Raw genomic sequence first — 19,936 nt, 5'->3', positions numbered from 1 at the left:
TCAGTTTCGATTCGGTGTTTTTCTTTCTTTGTATTTTTTTGAAATTTGCAGTTGTAAATGATGGTATCCTTTGCGGGGCACGATTTATAAGTTGGAAGAATATCAAATCGTATAAACTTGTTAAAATTGATGTAAATCATAAATCTTACGGATATGATAAAGAAGTGAATGATCAGTACGAATTGAGAATTAAGACAAAATCCTTCAGTCATTACTGTATTATTACATCGCAAGCAACGCAAGATCGTCTGCTTGCTCTATTCCATAATAAAGGAATTGAACATGAAGATGCGGAAGTTACGAATTACACAGATTCCGTAGAGAAAAATTACAGTCACTAAAAATCGCCTGAAATCAACGATAAGATTTTAGGCGATTTTTCTATTGATCACGTATTAACGGTCTGTAATATACCCACTGAATGAAGTTTCACTTTATTCATTTTCATAGCTTGCAATTAATTCATCAACCAACGAACCGACATAATCGATCGTCACTTTTATTGCATCAGGCTTAGACATATCTACCCCAGCTAGTTTAATCAAATCAAGTGGTTTCTTCGTGCCGCCAGCTTTTAATACGTCTAACCAGCGATTTATAGCAGGGCGTCCTTCTTCTTTAATCATCTGAGCAACAGCTGTTGATACTGTGAGTCCAGCAGAATACGTATACGGATAGAGTCCCATATAGTAATGCTGCTGCCTCATCCATGTTAATCCGACCCGATCATCGACCGTAATACTATCACCCCAGAAATTCTTGATCACATCTAGTTTCTGCTCCGTTAACACATCAGCTGTGAGTGGCACACCATTTTCCGCTAAATCATAGACTCGACGTTGTAATTCGCCTTCAAGTAAATGGGTAATGAAGTTATGGTGATATGTACCGAGTAATTGGGTAATGACCCAGCGCTTCATCCGGACATCTTCTGTTTCCTGCAGAAGACGTTCCGCTAGTAGCAATTCGTTTAATGTCGATGGAGCCTCAACAAAATAGGTTGACGGGCGTGTATTCATGAAGGATTGATTTTTCCCGGCAAGGTAGAAATGTCCGGCATGGCCCATCTCATGAGCGAGTACGAATGCACCTCGCATTGTATCTGTCCATGTAATCAAAATATACGGGTGCACTCCATACGGACTCGAACAGAAAGCTCCGTTTGCCTTTCCAATATTGTCCGCCCGGTCAACCCACCCATCATAAATAGATTTCTTCATAATTTCATGATATTCCGGACCCATGATTGATAGCGCGTCAAGAATAATATCCGTAGCTTCTTCATAAGTCGTTTTTGGATTGAGTGAAGGATCGAGTGGAGCTTTTAAATCACAATAATGTAATTCCCGAAGACCAAGTTTCTCTTTCTTTAACTTTGCGTATCGCTGCATATGTGGTGCTAATTCTTTTCCGATGATATCAAGCTGATTATGGTACATTTCTTTTGTCACCTGCTGAGGTGCAAGCAGCATGTCGGTTACAGACGGGAACTTTCGGAGCTTTGCCATTGTCACTTGTTTTGTGACTTCTGTTGCATAAAGGTGAGCAAATGTATTTTTATATTTATCCAATGTTTTCGTAAAAGACTTATAGGCATTCCTTCGCGTTGTTGTATCGGCTGAGAACTCATAACGGTCCTCATATAATGATTCAGACATCGGCAGCTCGACACTTTCCGCATTGGTGATCGGGTCAAATTGCATGTCCGCTGTTTTTGCCCGTTGATAAATCTGGTGAGGGGAACCATGGACTTCATGGAGTGCTGCCAGTGTTTCCTCCACTTCGGGTGCAAGGGTATGGGGTTTATCTTCTAATGCGTCGTAAAGTATTTTTTCATAATTTTTTAGTTTTGGTTCACTTGCTAGGAAGTGCTGGACCTTATCGCTCGTTAATTCCAGCAACTCCGAATGGAAAAAGGAAAGTTTTGCATTAATCCTCGCTAATACACTGCTGGTGAGCGCCACGTCCCGCTGATTGGCGGGGTCAGACCCATCTGCACTCGCTTTTAAATTCGAATAGGTAGCTACACGAACAACTTTTTCCCGGTAGCTTTCAAGAGCTTTTAGTGCTTGGAGCAGAGTAGTCGCACTTTCTGTTATTTTACCCCTAAAGATAGCCACCTGATCCGTTTCTTTTTCCAAATTATTGAGCTCAAGCTTCCAGTTTTGAGGGGTTGGGAACAAGTCCGCTAGGTTCCATTTTTGTTCCTCTGGTACATCCCGGCGCTCGGCACGTCTATTTGTATGAACAGTCATTTTCGAGTCCCCTTTTAGTTATTTATTTCGATACTCTAAATGATTATAATACAAATAAAAATAAAATGATAGAATCTTTCAAAAGAAGGGAAAGAAAAAAATGACAGATGTTCTTATGAACAACTGTCTTAAAAGGAGAAATATGGTGTTGTAATACAGTTGGAAACTAAACTAGAGTGAATAGGTTCTGTAAAACAAATGAAGCGCGTGACTATCTTGCAGGATGATCACATTCATCACAAATATTGCCATAGCAGTCAGCTTTTTCATAAATATCCTGACCGCATTTGTTGCACTTCTTCTTTGGTAAACTTTTGAAAAACTCAACTAAACCTAGCATGCGTGGTTCCTCCTCGTTTGTTTGTCAATTAATTACCTGTTGAATGTATTGTAATATAACAGAGTGTGATTTGTCAACGCTGTTTTAATACATTTTTGAAAAACTTTTTTGACTATTATATAATATGCGGCGAAAACGTTGTTATACTACACGTTAGCCTGGCTTTATTTATTGCTTTAGAATTTTGTTTCCATTAGAATATTTATATAGATAATCAAGAGGAGGCCAGGCAATGAAATTTATTGATAACAAAGGAATTACCGATCCAATGATCAACCTCGCCATTGAAGAATATATTTTGGAAAACTTCGGAGAAACGGATACATACTTGCTCTTTTATGTGAATGGACCTTCCATTATTATCGGAAGAAACCAGAACACGATTGAAGAAATTAACACGGATTATGTAGAAGCGAATAATATTAAAGTTGTTCGCCGATTATCCGGTGGCGGTGCAGTGTATCACGATGAAGAGAACTTGAATTTCAGCTTTATTACGAAGGATGACGGGGAGAGCTTCCAAAACTTCCAGAAGTTCACCCAGCCGATTGTTGATGCATTGAATGAAAGAGGGGTACCAGCTGAGTTACAAGGTAGAAACGATATTGCAGTTGAAGGAAGAAAAATTTCCGGAAACGCCATGTTTTCTACGAGAGGCAGAATGTTTAGTCATGGTACACTAATGTTAAATTCGAAAATCGATGAACTGACGAAAGCATTGAAAGTTAAAAAGATAAAAATAGAATCGAAAGGAATAAAATCAATTCGAAGTCGTGTAGCAAATATTAATGAATACTTAGAAGACAAGCTGACGATTGAAGAATTTAAAGAAATGATTTTGAAGCATGTGTTTAACGTCGATGATGTCAAAGACGTTCCACAATATGTACTGACAGATGAAGACTGGGAAAAAATCCATGAGATTTCCCGCAACCGTTATCAAAAGTGGGAATGGAACTATGGTAAGTCACCGTCATTCAACATTCAGGAATCTCACAAATTCCCTGCAGGCCTTGTTGACGTTCGTCTAAATGTGAAAAAAGGTATCATTGAGGATTGCACGATTTTTGGTGACTTCTTCGGAATTGGGGAAATTAAAGACTTGGAGAATAAATTAATTGGTCTCCGTCATGACCGAAAAACAATTGAAGCAGCACTCGAAGACTTCCCTGTTTCACATTATCTTGGGAAAATCTCCAAAGAAGATTTCATTAATTTGATTTATTAAATCCTAGACTCCTAGTCAATAAACTGCTGATTTCTTTTATTCAGCGTGAGCCAACCTTCTCCTGGAGGTCCGCAGTCCAGACACCTCTCGCTTTCCGCGGGCGGCCGGCAAGCCTCCTCGCGCTATCGCGCTGTGGGGTCTCGCCAGGCCTATCCTCCCGCAGGAGTCTCGAGGTGTCTGGACTGCTCCGAGGAAAGGCCTAATTTGGAGCACTACTTTTCATTTTAGTAAGAGGACACCTATCATGGTGGGATACTTTCCATTAATAATAACACTCTCTAACAGTTCATTTGCGCGATGGACTGTGACTCCTGCGAGTCCGAAGATCCCGCAGAGCGGTAGCCCAAGGAGGCTTCGGCTGTGCTCTAGAATGCGCATCCGTCCACCGGGCAATTGAACGGCGATTAGAACGCGATAATTAGTGAACGAGCGAGACACTTACGTTGGATGAAAGTGATTAGGGAGATTTGAGTTAATAGACCTTGACGAAGGTGGAATGTCTAGGTCTTTTTTTGTTTTAAAAAATGATTATTTAACGACATTTTTATCAGTTTGTTGGTTTTTTTCTAAAGATTTGGTTTTATGTCTTTCTTTTTTAATGGGTCTTTGTTATTATATGTTCAAGCCACTTTCTTTTTCTCATGGAAAGGAAGTTTCTAAATGAATGCAAAAATATTTACCTCTTCTCATGAAATCAGTCCGTTGACAATGGCTATTATCGCGAGCCGTGATAAAGAGGGCAGACTCATCAGTTATATCTTGGATGAGTCGGCAGAGTACGTTAGCGATAAATCCCCAAGTAAACTCATCGATGAAGCCTGTATGTTCTTCGGGAGTAGCCTGAAAGGAAGGCAGGAAGGAAGCCGCGTCATTAGCGGGTTCACCCACAAAGTTCCTGTTTCCATTGATCCCACAAGTGGCATGTATTTCCTGCCTACATACTCTCCGACAAGCCCAAAGTGTTCTTGGCTCTCTCATTCCCATGTTGATGACGTGATACCGTTAACTGAAGGAGATACTGAAGTACTTTTTATCAATGGAAAAACAATCACCCTTGATGTGTCTTACGGTTCGTTAACCAATCAAGTACGTCGAACAGCCCAGTTCCGTTATAGATTGAATAGCCGTTTACACCATATGGGGAAAGGGATGATAGCCGAGACCCCGAATCCATTTGACGCGCCGAATACTTTTAAGAATGAACGCGATTAGAGTCGGCCTTGAGCGCTTGAACGAGATGTTCTTTGATAATCAGTTCCACTTTTTTGCGGATGGAAGGATTGAAATAGTTCCGTTTTTCCTCTCTGCCTTGGCAAAGAAACAGAAAAGAGGAGAAGGAATCATTTTTGTTTAGCGTAATGACTTCTATATTTTGTTTCTTCATCTTGAATTTTAATCCCCTTCGCTCTTCTAACGCCAAAGACTCCATTTTCTTCAAAAGTTCCAGATAGGGCGCTTTAATTTTAAACGGCCCTTCGTCAACATGCTGGATGTCTTGTCTCATTACAACAATTGCCATCGAAAGAAATAGGAAACGGGAAGCGATTGCGTATTCCTCTTCCGTAATAAATCGCATGAACCATCCTCCTTTAAGAGAACATGTGTTTGCTTTAGTTTATTATACGACAAACTTGAAAAAAATACTATAATAAAAGAGAAAAAAGAAAGTGGCAAAATTTAGTGATGTTAAACTAGGATATTTCTGAAAGATAATTTAAACTATAAGAAACGTGTTCATCTATGCTGAGGAGATTAGGCTTACATGTACTTATTATCAACGACCATTACATTTCAAAATTGGAGAACGAAATTACAAAATGAAGAAATTGAGGAATTTATTCAACAACTATTGAACCAGTATGAAGGATTAGGCCCTTTACCGGGAATTTTATTGCCTTTTATTGAAGCGCTCTTGCCATTTTTACCGCTTATGGTATTTGTCTTGGCGAATGCTGCTGCTTATGGTTTGTTGAAAGGTTTTCTCTATTCATGGATCGGTGCTTGTGTTGGTGCGATTCTTGTTTTCTTGCTCATGCGAAAGTTATCAAATGCCGAATGGGTGGAACGAAAGATTAAGCAAAACAAACAAGTCTCCCGGGTGACGAGCTGGGTAGAACGGCATGGCTTTGGTCCATTGTTTCTTTTACTTTGTTTTCCATTTTCTCCATCTGCAATAATTAATATTGTCGCAGGCTTTTCAAGGATTAGCGCACAACAGTTTATTCTGGCTGTGCTGCTCGGGAAAGCGGTGATGATATTCTCTATCGCTTACGTCGGATCAAGTATGATGGAATTTGCCAAAAACCCGATGAAAACAATCGTCGTACTCATCGGAGTGGGGTTATTCTGGTTCATTGGCAAATACCTTGAAGGCCGATTACAGCGCAAAGTAATGGAGAAAAACTATCCAAAAAGAACAAACTAAAAATATAGGAGCAGGCTTATATCTCTGGTAAACTAGGGATATAAGCCTTTTGCTTTATACTCGGGTGCAGGAAGCCCAACACATACCTACGCTTTTCGGATTAGATAAAGTACATTTAACTATTTGTAAATAGATTTTGATCATTAGAGGAGGATACCTATGGGAATACGCTTTATTACTGGGCGTTCCGGAACAGATAAAAGTCAAATTGTCATTGAAGAAATTAAAGAAAAACTGTTGGAAAGCCCGCACGGCAAACCAATATTTTATATCGTACCCGACCAAATGACCTTCCAACAAGAACGCGCCCTATTCACCGCGGAAGGAATTGACGGAAGCATCCGCGCACAAGTAGCTAGTTTCTCACGGCTCGCCTGGCGCATCTTGCAAGAAGTCGGCGGCGGGACAAGACAATTTATTAGCTCGATCGGTATTCAAATGATGCTCCGGAAGATTATTGAAGAAAAACAAGGGGAATGGTATACCTTTAAAAAAGCATTGGAAAAACAAGGATTTCTCCAAGAGCTCGAACGGATGATAACTGAATTTAAACGATACCAGGTCACCCCGGAAATTTTGCAGCAAGAAATTGCGGGAATAGAAAAATATGTCCATAAGGAGCCAAATGAAGTAAGTCTGGAAATGAAATTGCGGGATTTGTTATATATTTATGAACGTTTAACCGAGCGCCTGGCGCCTCACTATATTGATAGCGAAGACCAGCTCCAATTGCTTGCGGAAAAAATCGGTACATCCCGTCTGCTGGAATATGCTGAAATTTATTTGGACGGTTTTCACCAATTTACACCAAATGAACTTGCGGTAGTAGAAGCCTTACTGAAGAAATGTAAGACGGTTACTGTCGTGCTTACGGTGGACGATACGAAAGAAGAACCAGCAGAGCTTGACCTGTTTTATCAGACGAAGGAAACCTATCATCAGCTCGTGCAACTAGCAGAAGCGAATGATGTTCCGCTTGAGGAGCAGCTGGAATTTTACCCGGAGAACGGCAGATTCAAGGAGCGTCCTTACTTTCTCCATATGGAAAAATATTTTGACACAAGACCTGCTCCAACTTATGAAGGTGAAGTTCCGATTCAAATTGCTGAGGCGGTACATCCACGAGCGGAAGTGGAAGGAGCCGCTCAGGAAATTCTTCGGCTCGTTCGGGAACAAGATTACCGTTATCGTGATTTTGCTGTCTTTATGCGGGAAGCAAATGTTTATCATGATCTAATTGATACAATTTTTGAAGATCATGGTATTCCTGTCTTTATTGATGAGAAGAAATCGATGTTGAACCACCCTTTTATCGAATTTATCCGCTCCATTTTTGATGTAATTGAAGGGAATTGGCGCTATGATGCCGTCTTCCGGGTGCTGAAAACGGGTTTTGTTCCACCTGCCGATAAGCATTATCCGTTGACGGCGGATGCGATTGATGAACTGGAGAATTATGTATTAGAGTATGGAATCCGTACAAGGGAGCGCTGGTTTGCTGAAGAAGAATGGATCTTTCAACGTTTCCGCGGGTTTGAGGAAGCGGGTCAAACAGATCGGGAGCTCGACAAACAGAAGCGGATTAATCGTTATCGTCGGCAAATTGTCTACTCTTTACAAGGGTTTGATGAGGCGATACGGGAGGCGGAAACCGTCCGCGAAAAGTGTGAAGTTCTATTCAAATTATTTGAACAGGTGCGGGCACCTGAACGATTGGAACAAATGCGGGAAACAGATGACGCAGCAGGGGAAATTGAAAAAGCACGGGAGCAGGAACAAGTGTGGGATGGTGTCTTGAAAATCCTTGATGAGCTTGTTGAAATGGCAGGCGAGGAGTCACTAAGTCTTGATGTCTTCCGTACGACGCTGGAAGCAGGTTTAGAGACGCTTGAGTTTGCCCATGTACCACCGAGTATGGACCATGTGATTGTTGGGACAATTGATCGCTCCCGGATTGGCCGCGTTCAGGTTGCTTTTTTACTTGGGGTCAATGATGGAGTCTGGCCAATGAAACCGGCTGGGGATGGACTCATCAATGAAAGGGAAAGGGAACTACTTGAACAAAATGGTGTCCGCCTGGCAGAAAGCAGTGTACGCCAGTTGCTTGATGATCAATTTTTTATGTATCTTGCGTTTACCGTTGCCAGGGACCGTCTGCATATTAGTTACACATTAAGTGATGAGGAAGGGAAGGGGAAAATGCCGTCCCAGCTTATAAAGCGAGTGGAGGATCTTTTCCCTGAGACGAAGGAAAGATCCCTGCTTCAAGATCCGGATGACCTTGTGCGTGCTGAACGATTTATTACGAATCCGGTCAAGACAAGAGCAGCCTTAACGGCGCAACTTGCCCGTTATCGCCGAGGCTATCCAGTGGAAGCTGTCTGGTGGCATGTATTAAATTGGTACATGGAACAGGAGCCGAAAAACGATACGACTTATATGATTTTGCAAAGTCTCTACTACCGGAATTTGCCGACTGACTTAGCCGAAGATACGATTAAAGAACTTTATCCAAAACAGGTTAAAGCGAGTGTCAGTAGACTGGAAACATACTATCGCTGTTCTTATCAACATTTTGCAAGATACAGTTTAAACTTGGAAGAGAGAAGAAGGTATAAGCTGGATGCGCCAAATATCGGTCAGTTATTCCATGAAGCGCTCAAGGTCATTACCGAGTGGATTCGAACGGAGGGCAGGGATTACCGGGAATTATCGAAGGAAGACTCCAGTGCCTATGCGCACCGGGCTGTTGGTAAGCTTGCTCCTATTTTACAGCATCAGATATTATATAGCTCGAATCGTTATAAATATATTCAACAGAAGTTACAGGAAACAATTGCTAGAGCAACGTTTATCTTGAGTGAACAAGCGAGGAAAAGTAATTTTTCACCTGTCGGATTAGAAGTCGCTTTCGGTGAGAATGCACCACTTAAACCAATGGTAATGCAGTTGCCAAATGGCTTTGAACTAATTCTTCGCGGCCAAATTGACCGGGTCGACCAAGCGAAAATAAATGACGAGCTTTATTTGCGGATTATTGATTATAAATCAAGTGACCAAGGTTTGAAGCTTTTGAATGTTTATTACGGTCTTGCCTTGCAGATGCTTGCATACCTTGATGTCGTCTTGTCCCAAGCGGAGGAATGGCTTGGAATGAAGGCGAGTCCTGCTGGTGTTCTTTATTTCCATGTTCATAATCCGATGATTAGTGAACAACCAGATATGGAAGCAAGCAAGCTGGAAAAGGAATTGTTCAAAGCGTTTAAAATGAAAGGACTGTTGCTTCAGGATGAGGCGACTGTCCGTAGTATGGATACAGCTCTTGAAACTGGACATAGCGACATGCTGCCAATTGCGCTCACGAAAACGGGAAACTTTTATAAACAGTCTAAAGTCGCAACGAAAGATACATTCCACGATTTGCAACAATATATCCATGGACTGATCGAGCAGGCCGGGATTGAAATTACAACCGGTCAAGTCAAGCTCAATCCATATCAGGATCAGCAAATGACAGCATGTAAATTCTGTCCATTCCTTTCTGTCTGTCAATTTGATACAGGCTTAGAAGAGAATGAATTTCGCCGGCTGAAGCACATGTCTGAGAGTGAAGTGCTTGAGAGAATAGCAGGGGAGGAGGAACATTAATGGTACAGTGGACAAAAGAACAAGAAGAAGCGATTTATACAGCAGGAACGAATATCCTCGTTGCAGCCGCAGCCGGATCTGGAAAAACGGCAGTGCTCGTCGAACGGATTATTCAAAAACTGCTGGACAAAGCGGACCCGGTCGATATCGACTCCTTACTAGTCGTCACCTTTACGAATGCAGCAGCACAAGAAATGCGTAACCGTGTAGGAACAGCTCTTGAGCGAGCGCTTGAAGTGGACCCGAATTCCGTGCACTTAAAGAAACAGTTATCCCTACTCCAGCGCGCATCAATCTCTACTCTTCATTCATTCTGTCTCGAAGTCATCCGGCAGTATGCCTATCTATTAGATATTGATCCGGGCTTTCGGATTGGTGATGATATGGAGATGGATTTAATTAAACAGGATGTACTCGATGATTTATTTGAGGAATGGTACGGTGACGAGACGAGTACCGTTGATGAATTCTTTGCAGTAGTCGATCGTTTTTCGAGTGACCGGAGTGACGTTGATGTTGAGGAATTGATTTTAAAGTTATACACATTCGCAATTCAGAACCCTTGGCCGGAACAATGGCTTGATGATTTAGCAGAAAGCTATCATATTCCGGAAGATTGGGAGGAAAATGATTTAGACTTTCTTCCAATCCTTAAATACGAAATAAAGAATACATTGACAGGTATTCGGCAGCAAATGGAACAGGCGCTGACGATTGCGAGGGAAAGTGATGGTCCCGATGCTTATATCGATACAATCACTTCTGACCTCGAAGGCTTACATGCTGCAGAAGAACGGATAGATTCCTGGAGTGAACTTGTCGAATGGATGGGCAGTTATAAATTTATCCGCCTTTCGTCAAAGAAAATGGATTGTAACGAAGAGAAGAAAGAAGCTGTGAAAGCTTTACGAAAGAGCTATAGGGACAGTTTTAGTACGATCCAGAAAAAATGGTTGAGCAGGCCCCTAGAGCGCCATGTGGCGGAGATGCAGGAAATGTATCCGGTCATTAAAAAACTGACGGGACTTGTAAAAGAGTTTAAGACAGAATTTACGAAGGCGAAGAAGGAAAAGGCACTTGTTGATTTTTCCGACTTGGAACATTACTGTCTGGAGCTGTTACTGGATGAGGAGGCAGATGCGGATACACTAATACCCTCCCGTGTCGCTCTTGATTTGCAAGCTAAATTTACAGAAGTGCTTGTTGATGAATATCAGGATACGAACCATGTGCAGGAAACGATTATCCAAATGGTGAGTAAACAGGAAAATCCAGGCAATACATTCATGGTCGGGGACGTCAAACAGAGTGTCTACCGCTTCCGGCATGCCGAACCAAGACTATTCCTTGAGAAATATAAACGTTTCCGTATGGAGGAAGGTGCTGGAAAGCGGATTGATCTCGCGAGTAACTTCCGTAGCAGGGAAGAAGTTTTAAACGCGACGAATTATATTTTCCGGCAAGTTATTGATGAAGCTTTAGGTGAGATAGAATATGACGCGGCAGCTGAATTGATTTACGGGAATAAAAGCTATGATGAGGTGCCGATTGCTCGTCCTGAGGCGGAGCTTATTTTAATTGATGGAGATAAAGAAGTGGAGCCTCTTGAGGGTGAAACGGAAGAAGCGGAAGATTTCCGCGATCTTGAAAAGGCGCAAATCGAAGGCAGAGCTTATGCCAAGCTGATTAAAAAGTGGATCGGGCGAGACGGAGAAGCCTTTTCAGTCGTCGATAAAGAAACAGGTGCCCAGCGTCCTGCCCAATACCGCGATATTGTCATCTTACTTCGAGGGATGAAACAAGCTCCAGTTATTGCCGAAGAATTAAAGCAGCAAGGCATACCAGTTTATGCTGATGTTTCGGAAGGATACTTTGAAGCGATCGAAATAAAAGTGATGATCAGTCTATTGAAAGTAATTGATAATCCACACCAGGATATTCCGCTTGCTTCCGTACTCCGTTCACCTATTCTCGGGTTAAATGAAGATGAACTGACTCAAATCAGGGTGGCAAACCGGAATGGATCCTTTTATGAAGCGCTTGGAACCTACGTAAAAGCGAATGATAACAAAACGACGGCAAAGCTTGCGCCATTTTTGGAACGCTTAAAAGAATTTAGGCGTGCGGCAAGAGACGGTGCGTTATCGGAATTAATATGGGATATTTACCGTGAGACCGGCTATTATGACTTTGTCGGTGGCATGCCCGGTGGAAGACAGCGCCAAGCGAATTTACGTGCGCTCTATGACCGGGCGCGAGGCTATGAATCAACGAGTTTCCGTGGACTATTCCGATTCCTGCGCTTTATTGAGCGTATGGAGGAAGAAGGGAAAGACTTAGGAGCTGCCCGTGCGCTTAGTGAACAAGAAGATGTGGTTCGGATTATGACAATCCATAAGAGTAAAGGTCTTGAGTTTCCAATTGTCATTGTCGGCATGATGGATAAACAATTTAATTTACGCGATTTAAATGAAAAGTATTTGTTGGATAAGACATATGGATTTGCAACAAAGTTCATTGATCCGGTCAAACGCCTGACATATACGACCCTTTTCTATGAAGCTGTTAAAATGAAGAAGTTAAGAGAGCAGCTCGCTGAAGAAATGCGTGTTCTTTATGTTGCGCTCACAAGGGCAAAGGAAAAACTCGTCATGACTGGTTATGTTAGGGAACTACAGAAACAATTGGATAATTGGGATAAAATACTTGACCATCCGGACTGGGTGCTGCCGGAACATTATCGTCTAGAGAAGAAATCGTATCTTGATTGGGTTGGCCCTGCACTCATCCGTCATGAACAGAACGAAATCCTAAGGACGAGGGAGCTACCAGTGGGATTAGGACAGGAGATTCGTAAAGATCATTCGCGGTGGGAAATCACCATTGTCCATGCGCGCGATTTAACGAACTTGGATGCGGATGAAAGCATAGAGAAAGAGCAATTGAAAGAACATATTGAAGCGTGGGAGCCGGTTCCCGTGAAGAGTGAGACGCTTCGGGAGTATGTCAATGAGCGGTTAAATTATAATTATCCGGACAAGGAAGCGACAATGACGAGGGCGAAGCAGACGGTGACGGAAATCAAACGTCAGCGCGAGCTTTTTGATGAATATGGTGCGGATCAATTGATCTCCGATTATAAGCCGCCGATCATCAAGCGGCCGAACTTCCTGCAGAAGGAGAAGACACTAAGTTCTGCGGAAAAGGGAACGGCAATGCATACGGTCATGCAGCATTTGCCATTGAATAGAGTTCTTACCGCCCCAGAGATTGCAGAAGAAGTCGAGCGGCTTGTGGAAAAGGAAATCCTGACACGAACTGAGGCAGATGTTATTGATATTGCTGCGATTGAACATTTTTACGGCACTCCTTTAGCGGAATATATGAGGAAGATTGAGGGGGTGTATCGCGAGGTTCCGTTTAGTCTCATGCTCAAGGCCGAAGAAGTCTATTCGGAATTTGATCCGGAGAAAAAGGAAGAAGTACTCATTCAGGGGGTAATCGATTGCCTTATTCCAAAAGATGATGGCTGGATCATCCTGGATTATAAGACGGATACAATTACCGAACCTGTTACATCTGCCTTAGAAGAAAAACTAAGGAAAAGATACAAAGTCCAGCTATCCCTATACCGGGCCGCGGTTGAACGAATCTGGAACCAGCCGGTAAAAGAAGCATATTTATACTTTTTCGAAAAACAACTATTCATACAAGTCCCAGAAGGGTAAACTATAAGTAGAATCGGGACATTGGGGTCAGAGCAGTTGTCCCAACTGCTCTGACCCCAAAGGGAGGGGGATGGAAGGATGCAGTTAGCACCGACGAGGGTAAATAATCGTTTGGAGCATATTGATATCGTTAGAGGATTTGCTATCTTTGGCATTTTTACCGTGAATATTGGAGCTTTTTCAGCACCATATTTTATATACGGTGGTGCAGAAACGGTTTGGAATACACCGCTTGAACGAGCCATTCAGGCGTTTATTGATATCTTTTTTCAAGGTAGTTTTTATACATTATTCTCCATATTATTCGGCTTCAGTTGGCAGTTGATGAAAGAACGTCTACAAGTGAAAGAAATCGCTTTTACACCATTTTTATTACGGCGACAATTTGGTTTAATCGGCTTTGGACTCATCCATGCATTCCTCATTTGGCATGGAGATATTCTACTATCATATGGTTTAATAGGACTCTTCCTCCTTTTGTTTATCGAAGTGAAGGAGCGGACGTTATTAGTTTGGGCTGCTGTCCTTCTTTTTGGCAGTGTTGCCTTGATTACGCCAGCTTTATATGCGGTGCGTGATCTATTAAACTTTTCGGATAAACTTGCAATCAATCAAGCGATAGAAAATTATTCGAGTAACGAGCTTCCGCTTATTTGGAAACAAAATTTTTATGATTGGTCTTTAGCTAATTCGGGTATAGGTTTCATTTTTCTCACCATGACACTTTTGCCATTGTTTTTGCTTGGCATGTATTTAGCGAGAAAGCGAGTGTTCCATGAGCCGAAAAAACACGAACATACACTAAAGCGGCTGTTAATCATCACGTTTCTATTCAGTCTGCTCTTGAAGGCTGGACCATATCTTATAGGAAATCCTTTATGGCTCTCGTATGTACAAGATAACCTCGGCGGAACGGCATCTGCTTTATTTTATATGACACTGCTAACAGTTTTGGCCCAAACTGAATCAGGCAGGAAATTGCTTCGGCCACTCCGTTATGTCGGGAGAACAGCTTTAAGTAATTACATTCTCCAATCAGTTATTAGTTTTATTTTGTTTTACGGTATTTGCTTTGGTTTGTATAATTCAGTGTTACCTTCTGTTTCACTCGTAATCGTTGTGTTTATCTTTGCCTTGCAAATATTGGTAAGTAAATGGTGGTTATCCCGCTATCGATTCGGTCCATTAGAATGGGTTTGGCGAAGTTTGAATTATAAAGCAATACAACCTTTGCGAAAATAGCAAGAAGGGTGGAAGTTAAATGAAACGTCGTAGCTGGAAAGCGAAGGAAAAGCATGGGGGGAAGAAGGGATTATTTTAAGTGTCCAATTTGTTAACGAATCACGCGGGGACGCCAGCCTTCCTTGCTTCTAAAATGAATTCTCTTCTGGAACATGGTATGATGAGGATTGATGTAAACTGTACAAACAGATTGAAGGAGGTAATAATACAATGCTTCATATGCATGTCACGTCTTGGATACTCGGACTGATCCTATTTTTAGTAGCTTTATTCCTTTATAAACAAGGGAACGAAAAAGGCGGAAAAATCGTTCATATGATTTTACGCTTATTCTATCTCATCATTATTTTTACTGGTGGGTATTTATTATTCGACGTCTATTTGGCGAACTTCTCCATGCCGATGGGCGCAGAGGCAATCACGAAAGGTCTTGCCGGAATCTGGCTCATTGCAGCAATGGAAATGCTTCTTGTCAAAACAACCAAAGGCAAACCGGTTGCCGGCTGGTGGGCTCAACTCATAATCGCACTAATCCTAGTACTTGTCTTAGGATACATCCGCCTGCCATTATAGGATGAGTTTAAATTCGATATGAAAAAATGAGGTTGGACTACATGTTCCAGCCTTATTTTTTATTGCATAGCGTACTATAAAAATATAAATACTGTAGATAACTTAGATATTCCGGACTAGCCACGTCCGGCGCAAGCGCCCAGCAACTATCAAACTTCACACTCCTCCAATCGATAAGTCAACATCAACTCACTATCGTTCGTTGTGTTTCCTTTATCTCATTCCGGAGTGCTCCAGTTTGTACGTTGCTAAACGGGCGCTTGCGCCTTTGATATAAAAAAGCTTTTGAAGTTTTTTCAACAATTGTGGAATAGTAATTGACTAAAATTTATTTTCATTAATAATAGTACAAGATAGTAATAATTGAAATGGTGGGGATAAGATAATGAGGAAAAAACTAGTCATCGGTTTAACAATCCTATTTTCGTTTTTCATATATGTGTTACCGGTTGCAGCAGAAGATAGACAAATTGAAGATGAAATCATGTACGAAATCATTGTCGATCGTTATAACAATGGGGACTTTTCCAATGATATTGCAGTCGATGTTGATGACCCAGCCGCTTACCATGGTGGTGACCTTAAAGGGATTATGGACCGGTTGGAGGATCTCACGCAAATCGGTGTAACAACGATTGTTCTGTCGCCGATTATGGCAAATATGGAGGATGGATTCCATGGGTATTGGGTGGAAGACTTTACAGAAATCGATCCGCAATTCGGGACGTTTGAGGAATTGGAACAGCTCGTTGAGGCTGCACATGAGCAGGATATAAAGGTTGTTCTTGAATTTGTTACGAATTACATACCGGAGGATCATTCTATTGCACTTGATCCCCAACGTGCGGACTGGGTTTTAACAGAAGAAGTTACGGGTCCAGACTGGACAGAACGTGTTGTACAATTTGATCAGGATAACCTGGATGTACAAGAATACTTGATCGACGCCGCTTCGTTCTGGCTCGATGAGACTAAAATCGATGGACTGAGTCTTCATGCAGTTGACCAATCATCTATTGACTTTTTAAATCGACTTACAACAGAGTTAAAAGAAAGTCATCCAAACAAATATTTACTCGGAGATATACTTGACGAAGAAGCTGATATAGCTGAGATTATGGAACATACGTCACTCGATGCGATCGATAATTATCAAATAGGACAAATGATTTCGGATATTTTCAGTATGCCTGATCAATCTCCAGTAGAAATTTATGAAATACAAAAAGAGATGAGCGATTTTCAAAGTATCCTTATCGTGGATGATAAATACTCGAAACGATTCTCCCAGAAATTTTCCGAAAATGGCAGGAATATCGTAACGGCTTGGCAACTTGCTTTAACGTATATGTATACAACACCTGGAACACCTTTGATTTTACAAGGTACGGAAGTGGGGATGTATGGGGAGACAGCAGAAGATTCTCAAAGGTCAGTACCTCTTAATAGTGGGGATCAAGACTTGATGGAGTTCCATGAACGGATTTCCTCTTTACGAACTGAATTCCCTTCTTTAAGACACGGTGACTTTGAATTGATTGATGAGCGTGATTCCTATGCAGTGTTTAAGCGAACTTATGAAGGAGAAACGATGTATATCGGCATCAATAATGGCAGTGAATCCAGCTATATAGATGTTACCGATGTCGGTCCGGATATGTTGTTCCGCGGCTATCTAGCAGATAACCTTGCTCGTCAGAATCCAGAAGATAATTACCGGATAGGTATTCCGAGAGAATCGGTGGAGGTCTATCAATTGATGGATGATGTCGGCTTGAACTGGACCCTTATTATAATGGTTGCTACTATCTTGTTCGGTTTTGTTTTTGTCGTTGTCTATTTATCGAAGAAACAGAAAGAACAAGAGAGAAAAGAGGCCGATCAAGGGATTCAGAAATAACAAGAATGAAGAAACGCTTGGGAAGCGGCCCGGGCGTTTCTTTGATTTATTGGCTGTTACCCTAATAAGAAATGCTGGGAACATGAACAGTGACGTGATAAAGTGAAACTTCATTCAATGGGGGTTTCCTTCCCTCCCCCACTGAATGTTAGTTGAACAGAATCAGGTATTTACGGACTGTATATCCTCCACCTTCACATCTTGGGCTTCCTTCCATGTTTGGAGGTGGGATTATTACAGACCGTTAATACGTGATAAACAGTACTCCTAGAATGAGAAGTGCTTGTCTTCGTGCTGCGATTGGGTTCTTAAACGATAAGAAAATAATAAATAAAACGAGGAAAATCCATCCAAGTAGGGCGATATGGGCATGCAGTATATGAGTATAATCTATCCATGTATGGGATGCTAATGGATAGATGCGCATCCAGATCCCAGTAAGAGTTGTTAGAATAAAGAAGAGGAAGGTGTAGCAAGAAGGATAAAGACGCCATGTCCCCTCAAACTGCGAACAAAGCGTCTTTATCGCTGTTATTTATTTGGTTGATTGGAAAAAAATAAAGCAAGGGTACCTGGTCCGGAATGGGCGCCAATAACAGCACCGACCATTTCGATAACGATATTTTCCCTTGGAACCTTGAATTTTTCATGAATGAGGGAAGCGAGTTGTTCGGCCCGTTCCAAATCGTCTCCGTGACTGATGCCGATCGTCTGATTTTGGAAATCTGTTCCGCGTTCTTCCATTAGTTCAATCATTCGGCCCAATACCTTTTTAGAACCCCGCAGTTTCTCAAGTGGAATTAATTTACCATCTTCTACATTTAAAATTGGCTTTATCTTGAGTAAGCTACCGACAAATGCGGAAGTCTTGCTGACACGACCGCCGCGATATAAGTATTCCAAATCATCAACAGTGAAAATATGTTCCATATGTTGTGCCTGGTGTTCAGCAGCTTCGACAATTTCATCAAAAGAAGCACCATTTTTAGCCGCTTTTGCTATATGAAGAACGACAAGTCCGTAACCGAGTGAAGCGCATTTAGAATCGATAACCCGGATAGGTGCATCCGGATATTCTGCTTTTATCTGGTCTTCCATAATTTTCGCGCTTTGATACGTTCCGGATAATTCGGAGGAGAATGATACATAGACGAGTGGCTCATTCTTTTCTGCAGAGGCGGTGAACACTTTTTTGAAAGCCTCTGGAGAAGGTTGGGAAGTCTTTGGGGCTTTGCCATTCCGCATTCCATCATAAATGATTTTCGGATCGATTTCTTTTACATCCGCATAGTCTTTGTTATCTAAATGGACATTTAATGGTACCATTTCAATGCCATATTCGATATAATAGTCTTTTGATAAATCACAAGCAGAATCAGCTATAATTTTTACGTTCATCAAATCACTTCCAATCTACAATTTGCTTGCCTTCTTCTAGTTTAAAGCGAGAAGGTCATTTAGTCAAAAAGTATTTGAAAAGTTATGAATTTGTCAAGGTTGTTCAAAGCTTCCGGTAAAAAAGACACTTCTTGAAAGAGGAAGTTCTAAAAACCTTCCGCATCCAGTGAAAGCTCGTTGGCTAGTTTTTCCGCTCCTCTAATAACGTACATTTCGTTGCTAGAATCTTACTGCCTCGAAATTCGATGCACAGGACGTGCTAGTGTTGGTTGTGCAAGGACGCTTGTGTTCCTAAGCGAACTTGGTCTTTTTTATCTTCTTTTTTGAACAAATTATTAATACAGGAGGAACGCTCATGTTTATGATGGAAGCTAAACGAATATTCATCGTCATTATCGGTGCTTTTTTATTAGCAGTGTCGCTTAACTTTTTTCTAATTACGGCTAACGTTTATGCAAGCGGCTTTGCGGGTGCAGCTCAGCTCTTATCGAGTATTTTTCAGGATTTCCTTGGGATGCATATCGGAACAGGGATATTCCTATTTCTCTTGAACATACCGGTATTCGTCTTAGGCTGGTTTAAAGTAGGAAAAGGGTTTACAATTTATAGTGGAATCTCTGTGTTGTTCTCGACAATATTTCTTGAGGTCATGCCGGTTATTGCATTATCAGAGGATATTATGCTGAATGCAGTATTTGGTGGTGTGATTGCAGGTGCTGGTATCGGGATCTCCTTAAAGATTGGGGCTTCAACCGGGGGAATGGATATCATCGCGATGTTATTATCACGCGTGAATGATAAGCCGGTCGGCACGTATTTAATGGCGCTTAACGGAATTATTATCCTGCTTGCCGGGGTACTTTACTCACCGGAGAACGCGCTTTATACATTAATTGCGCTCTATGTGACAACAAGGGTGATCGACATGATCCACACTCGCCATGTGAAACTGACGGTAATGATTGTTACGCAAAAGCCGGAAGAACTGCAAGAAGCAATCCATAGTCGATTTATTAGAGGGATTACTTTCCTTCCTGCACAGGGAGCCTATACGAAGATAGAGAAGAAGATGGTCTATCTGGTGTTGAGCCGTTATGAATTATATGACGTCGAGAAGATTATTAAAGAAGTAGACCCGGATGCATTCACAAACGTAGTGGAAACAACCGCAGTCTATGGCTATTTTAGAAAGGATTAGG

The 19,936-nt window shown here is 41.7% G+C and carries 14 protein-coding genes; 10 read left to right on the top strand and 4 right to left on the bottom strand.

Annotated features, from left to right (window positions below; translation table 11 throughout):
- Positions 1-38: 38 nt before the first annotated feature.
- Positions 39-341, top strand: coding sequence for a hypothetical protein (locus SPD53_RS05485; RefSeq protein ID WP_336251864.1), 303 nt, complete (start codon positions 39-41; stop codon positions 339-341).
- 93 nt (positions 342-434) lie between these two features.
- Here the strand turns inward: SPD53_RS05485 and pepF are convergent, their stop codons facing one another.
- A complete protein-coding gene (gene pepF / locus SPD53_RS05480) occupies positions 435-2,255 on the bottom strand; it encodes an oligoendopeptidase F (RefSeq protein WP_336251863.1) in 1,821 nt (606 codons plus the stop codon).
- 211 nt (positions 2,256-2,466) lie between these two features.
- A complete protein-coding gene (yhfH, locus tag SPD53_RS05475; protein ID WP_156854614.1) occupies positions 2,467-2,595 on the bottom strand; it encodes a protein YhfH in 129 nt (42 codons plus the stop codon).
- Positions 2,596-2,827: 232 nt separating this feature from the next.
- Here yhfH and SPD53_RS05470 point away from each other — a divergent pair, with 232 nt between their 5' ends.
- Together SPD53_RS05470 and SPD53_RS05465 are read left to right on the top strand one after the other, a co-directional pair.
- The gene (locus SPD53_RS05470) at positions 2,828-3,823 is read left to right on the top strand and encodes a lipoate--protein ligase (RefSeq protein ID WP_336251862.1); all 996 of its coding nucleotides are present in this window, start codon (positions 2,828-2,830) and stop codon (positions 3,821-3,823) included.
- Positions 3,824-4,483: 660 nt separating this feature from the next.
- Positions 4,484-5,035, top strand: coding sequence for a competence protein ComK (locus SPD53_RS05465; RefSeq protein WP_336251861.1), 552 nt, complete (start codon positions 4,484-4,486; stop codon positions 5,033-5,035).
- On the opposite strand, the gene SPD53_RS05460 is transcribed toward SPD53_RS05465, so the two are convergent.
- Positions 5,016-5,399, bottom strand: coding sequence for a hypothetical protein (locus SPD53_RS05460; protein WP_336251860.1), 384 nt, complete (start codon positions 5,397-5,399; stop codon positions 5,016-5,018). The two genes, SPD53_RS05465 and SPD53_RS05460, sit on opposite strands and share 20 nt — an antisense overlap.
- Before the next feature lie 186 nt (positions 5,400-5,585).
- On the opposite strand from SPD53_RS05460, the gene SPD53_RS05455 reads away from it, so the two are divergent.
- The 6 genes from SPD53_RS05455 (at position 5,586) to SPD53_RS05430 (ending at position 17,339) form a co-directional block, all read left to right on the top strand.
- Positions 5,586-6,248 (top strand): TVP38/TMEM64 family protein, encoded by a 663-nt coding sequence (locus SPD53_RS05455; RefSeq protein WP_156854610.1) that lies wholly within the window; start codon positions 5,586-5,588, stop codon positions 6,246-6,248.
- A gap of 159 nt (positions 6,249-6,407) precedes the next feature.
- Positions 6,408-9,896, top strand: coding sequence for a helicase-exonuclease AddAB subunit AddB (addB, locus tag SPD53_RS05450; protein WP_336251859.1), 3,489 nt, complete (start codon positions 6,408-6,410; stop codon positions 9,894-9,896).
- Positions 9,896-13,624: a helicase-exonuclease AddAB subunit AddA gene (gene addA / locus SPD53_RS05445; RefSeq protein WP_336251858.1), complete on the top strand. Its 3,729-nt coding sequence runs from the start codon at positions 9,896-9,898 to the stop codon at positions 13,622-13,624. Before addB ends, addA begins: the two co-directional genes overlap by 1 nt.
- Before the next feature lie 78 nt (positions 13,625-13,702).
- Positions 13,703-14,866, top strand: a complete 1,164-nt coding sequence (locus tag SPD53_RS05440) for a DUF418 domain-containing protein (RefSeq protein WP_336251857.1) — start codon at positions 13,703-13,705, stop codon at positions 14,864-14,866.
- A gap of 210 nt (positions 14,867-15,076) precedes the next feature.
- Positions 15,077-15,439, top strand: a complete 363-nt coding sequence (locus tag SPD53_RS05435) for a YisL family protein (protein WP_336251856.1) — start codon at positions 15,077-15,079, stop codon at positions 15,437-15,439.
- Positions 15,440-15,824: 385 nt separating this feature from the next.
- Positions 15,825-17,339 (top strand): alpha-amylase family glycosyl hydrolase, encoded by a 1,515-nt coding sequence (locus SPD53_RS05430; protein ID WP_336251855.1) that lies wholly within the window; start codon positions 15,825-15,827, stop codon positions 17,337-17,339.
- Positions 17,340-17,870: 531 nt separating this feature from the next.
- Here the strand turns inward: SPD53_RS05430 and SPD53_RS05425 are convergent.
- A complete protein-coding gene (locus SPD53_RS05425) occupies positions 17,871-18,737 on the bottom strand; it encodes a DegV family protein (protein ID WP_336251854.1) in 867 nt (288 codons plus the stop codon).
- Between the two features lie 355 nt (positions 18,738-19,092).
- Here SPD53_RS05425 and SPD53_RS05420 point away from each other — a divergent pair, with 355 nt between their 5' ends.
- Positions 19,093-19,935: a YitT family protein gene (locus SPD53_RS05420; protein ID WP_336251853.1), complete on the top strand. Its 843-nt coding sequence runs from the start codon at positions 19,093-19,095 to the stop codon at positions 19,933-19,935.
- Position 19,936: the final 1 nt, after the last annotated feature.

Source organism: Oceanobacillus sp. MO10714A, from assembly GCF_037072045.1.
Lineage (GTDB): Bacteria > Bacillota > Bacilli > Bacillales > Amphibacillaceae > Oceanobacillus > Oceanobacillus indicireducens.
This window is presented reverse-complemented; position numbering and strand designations above follow the sequence as displayed.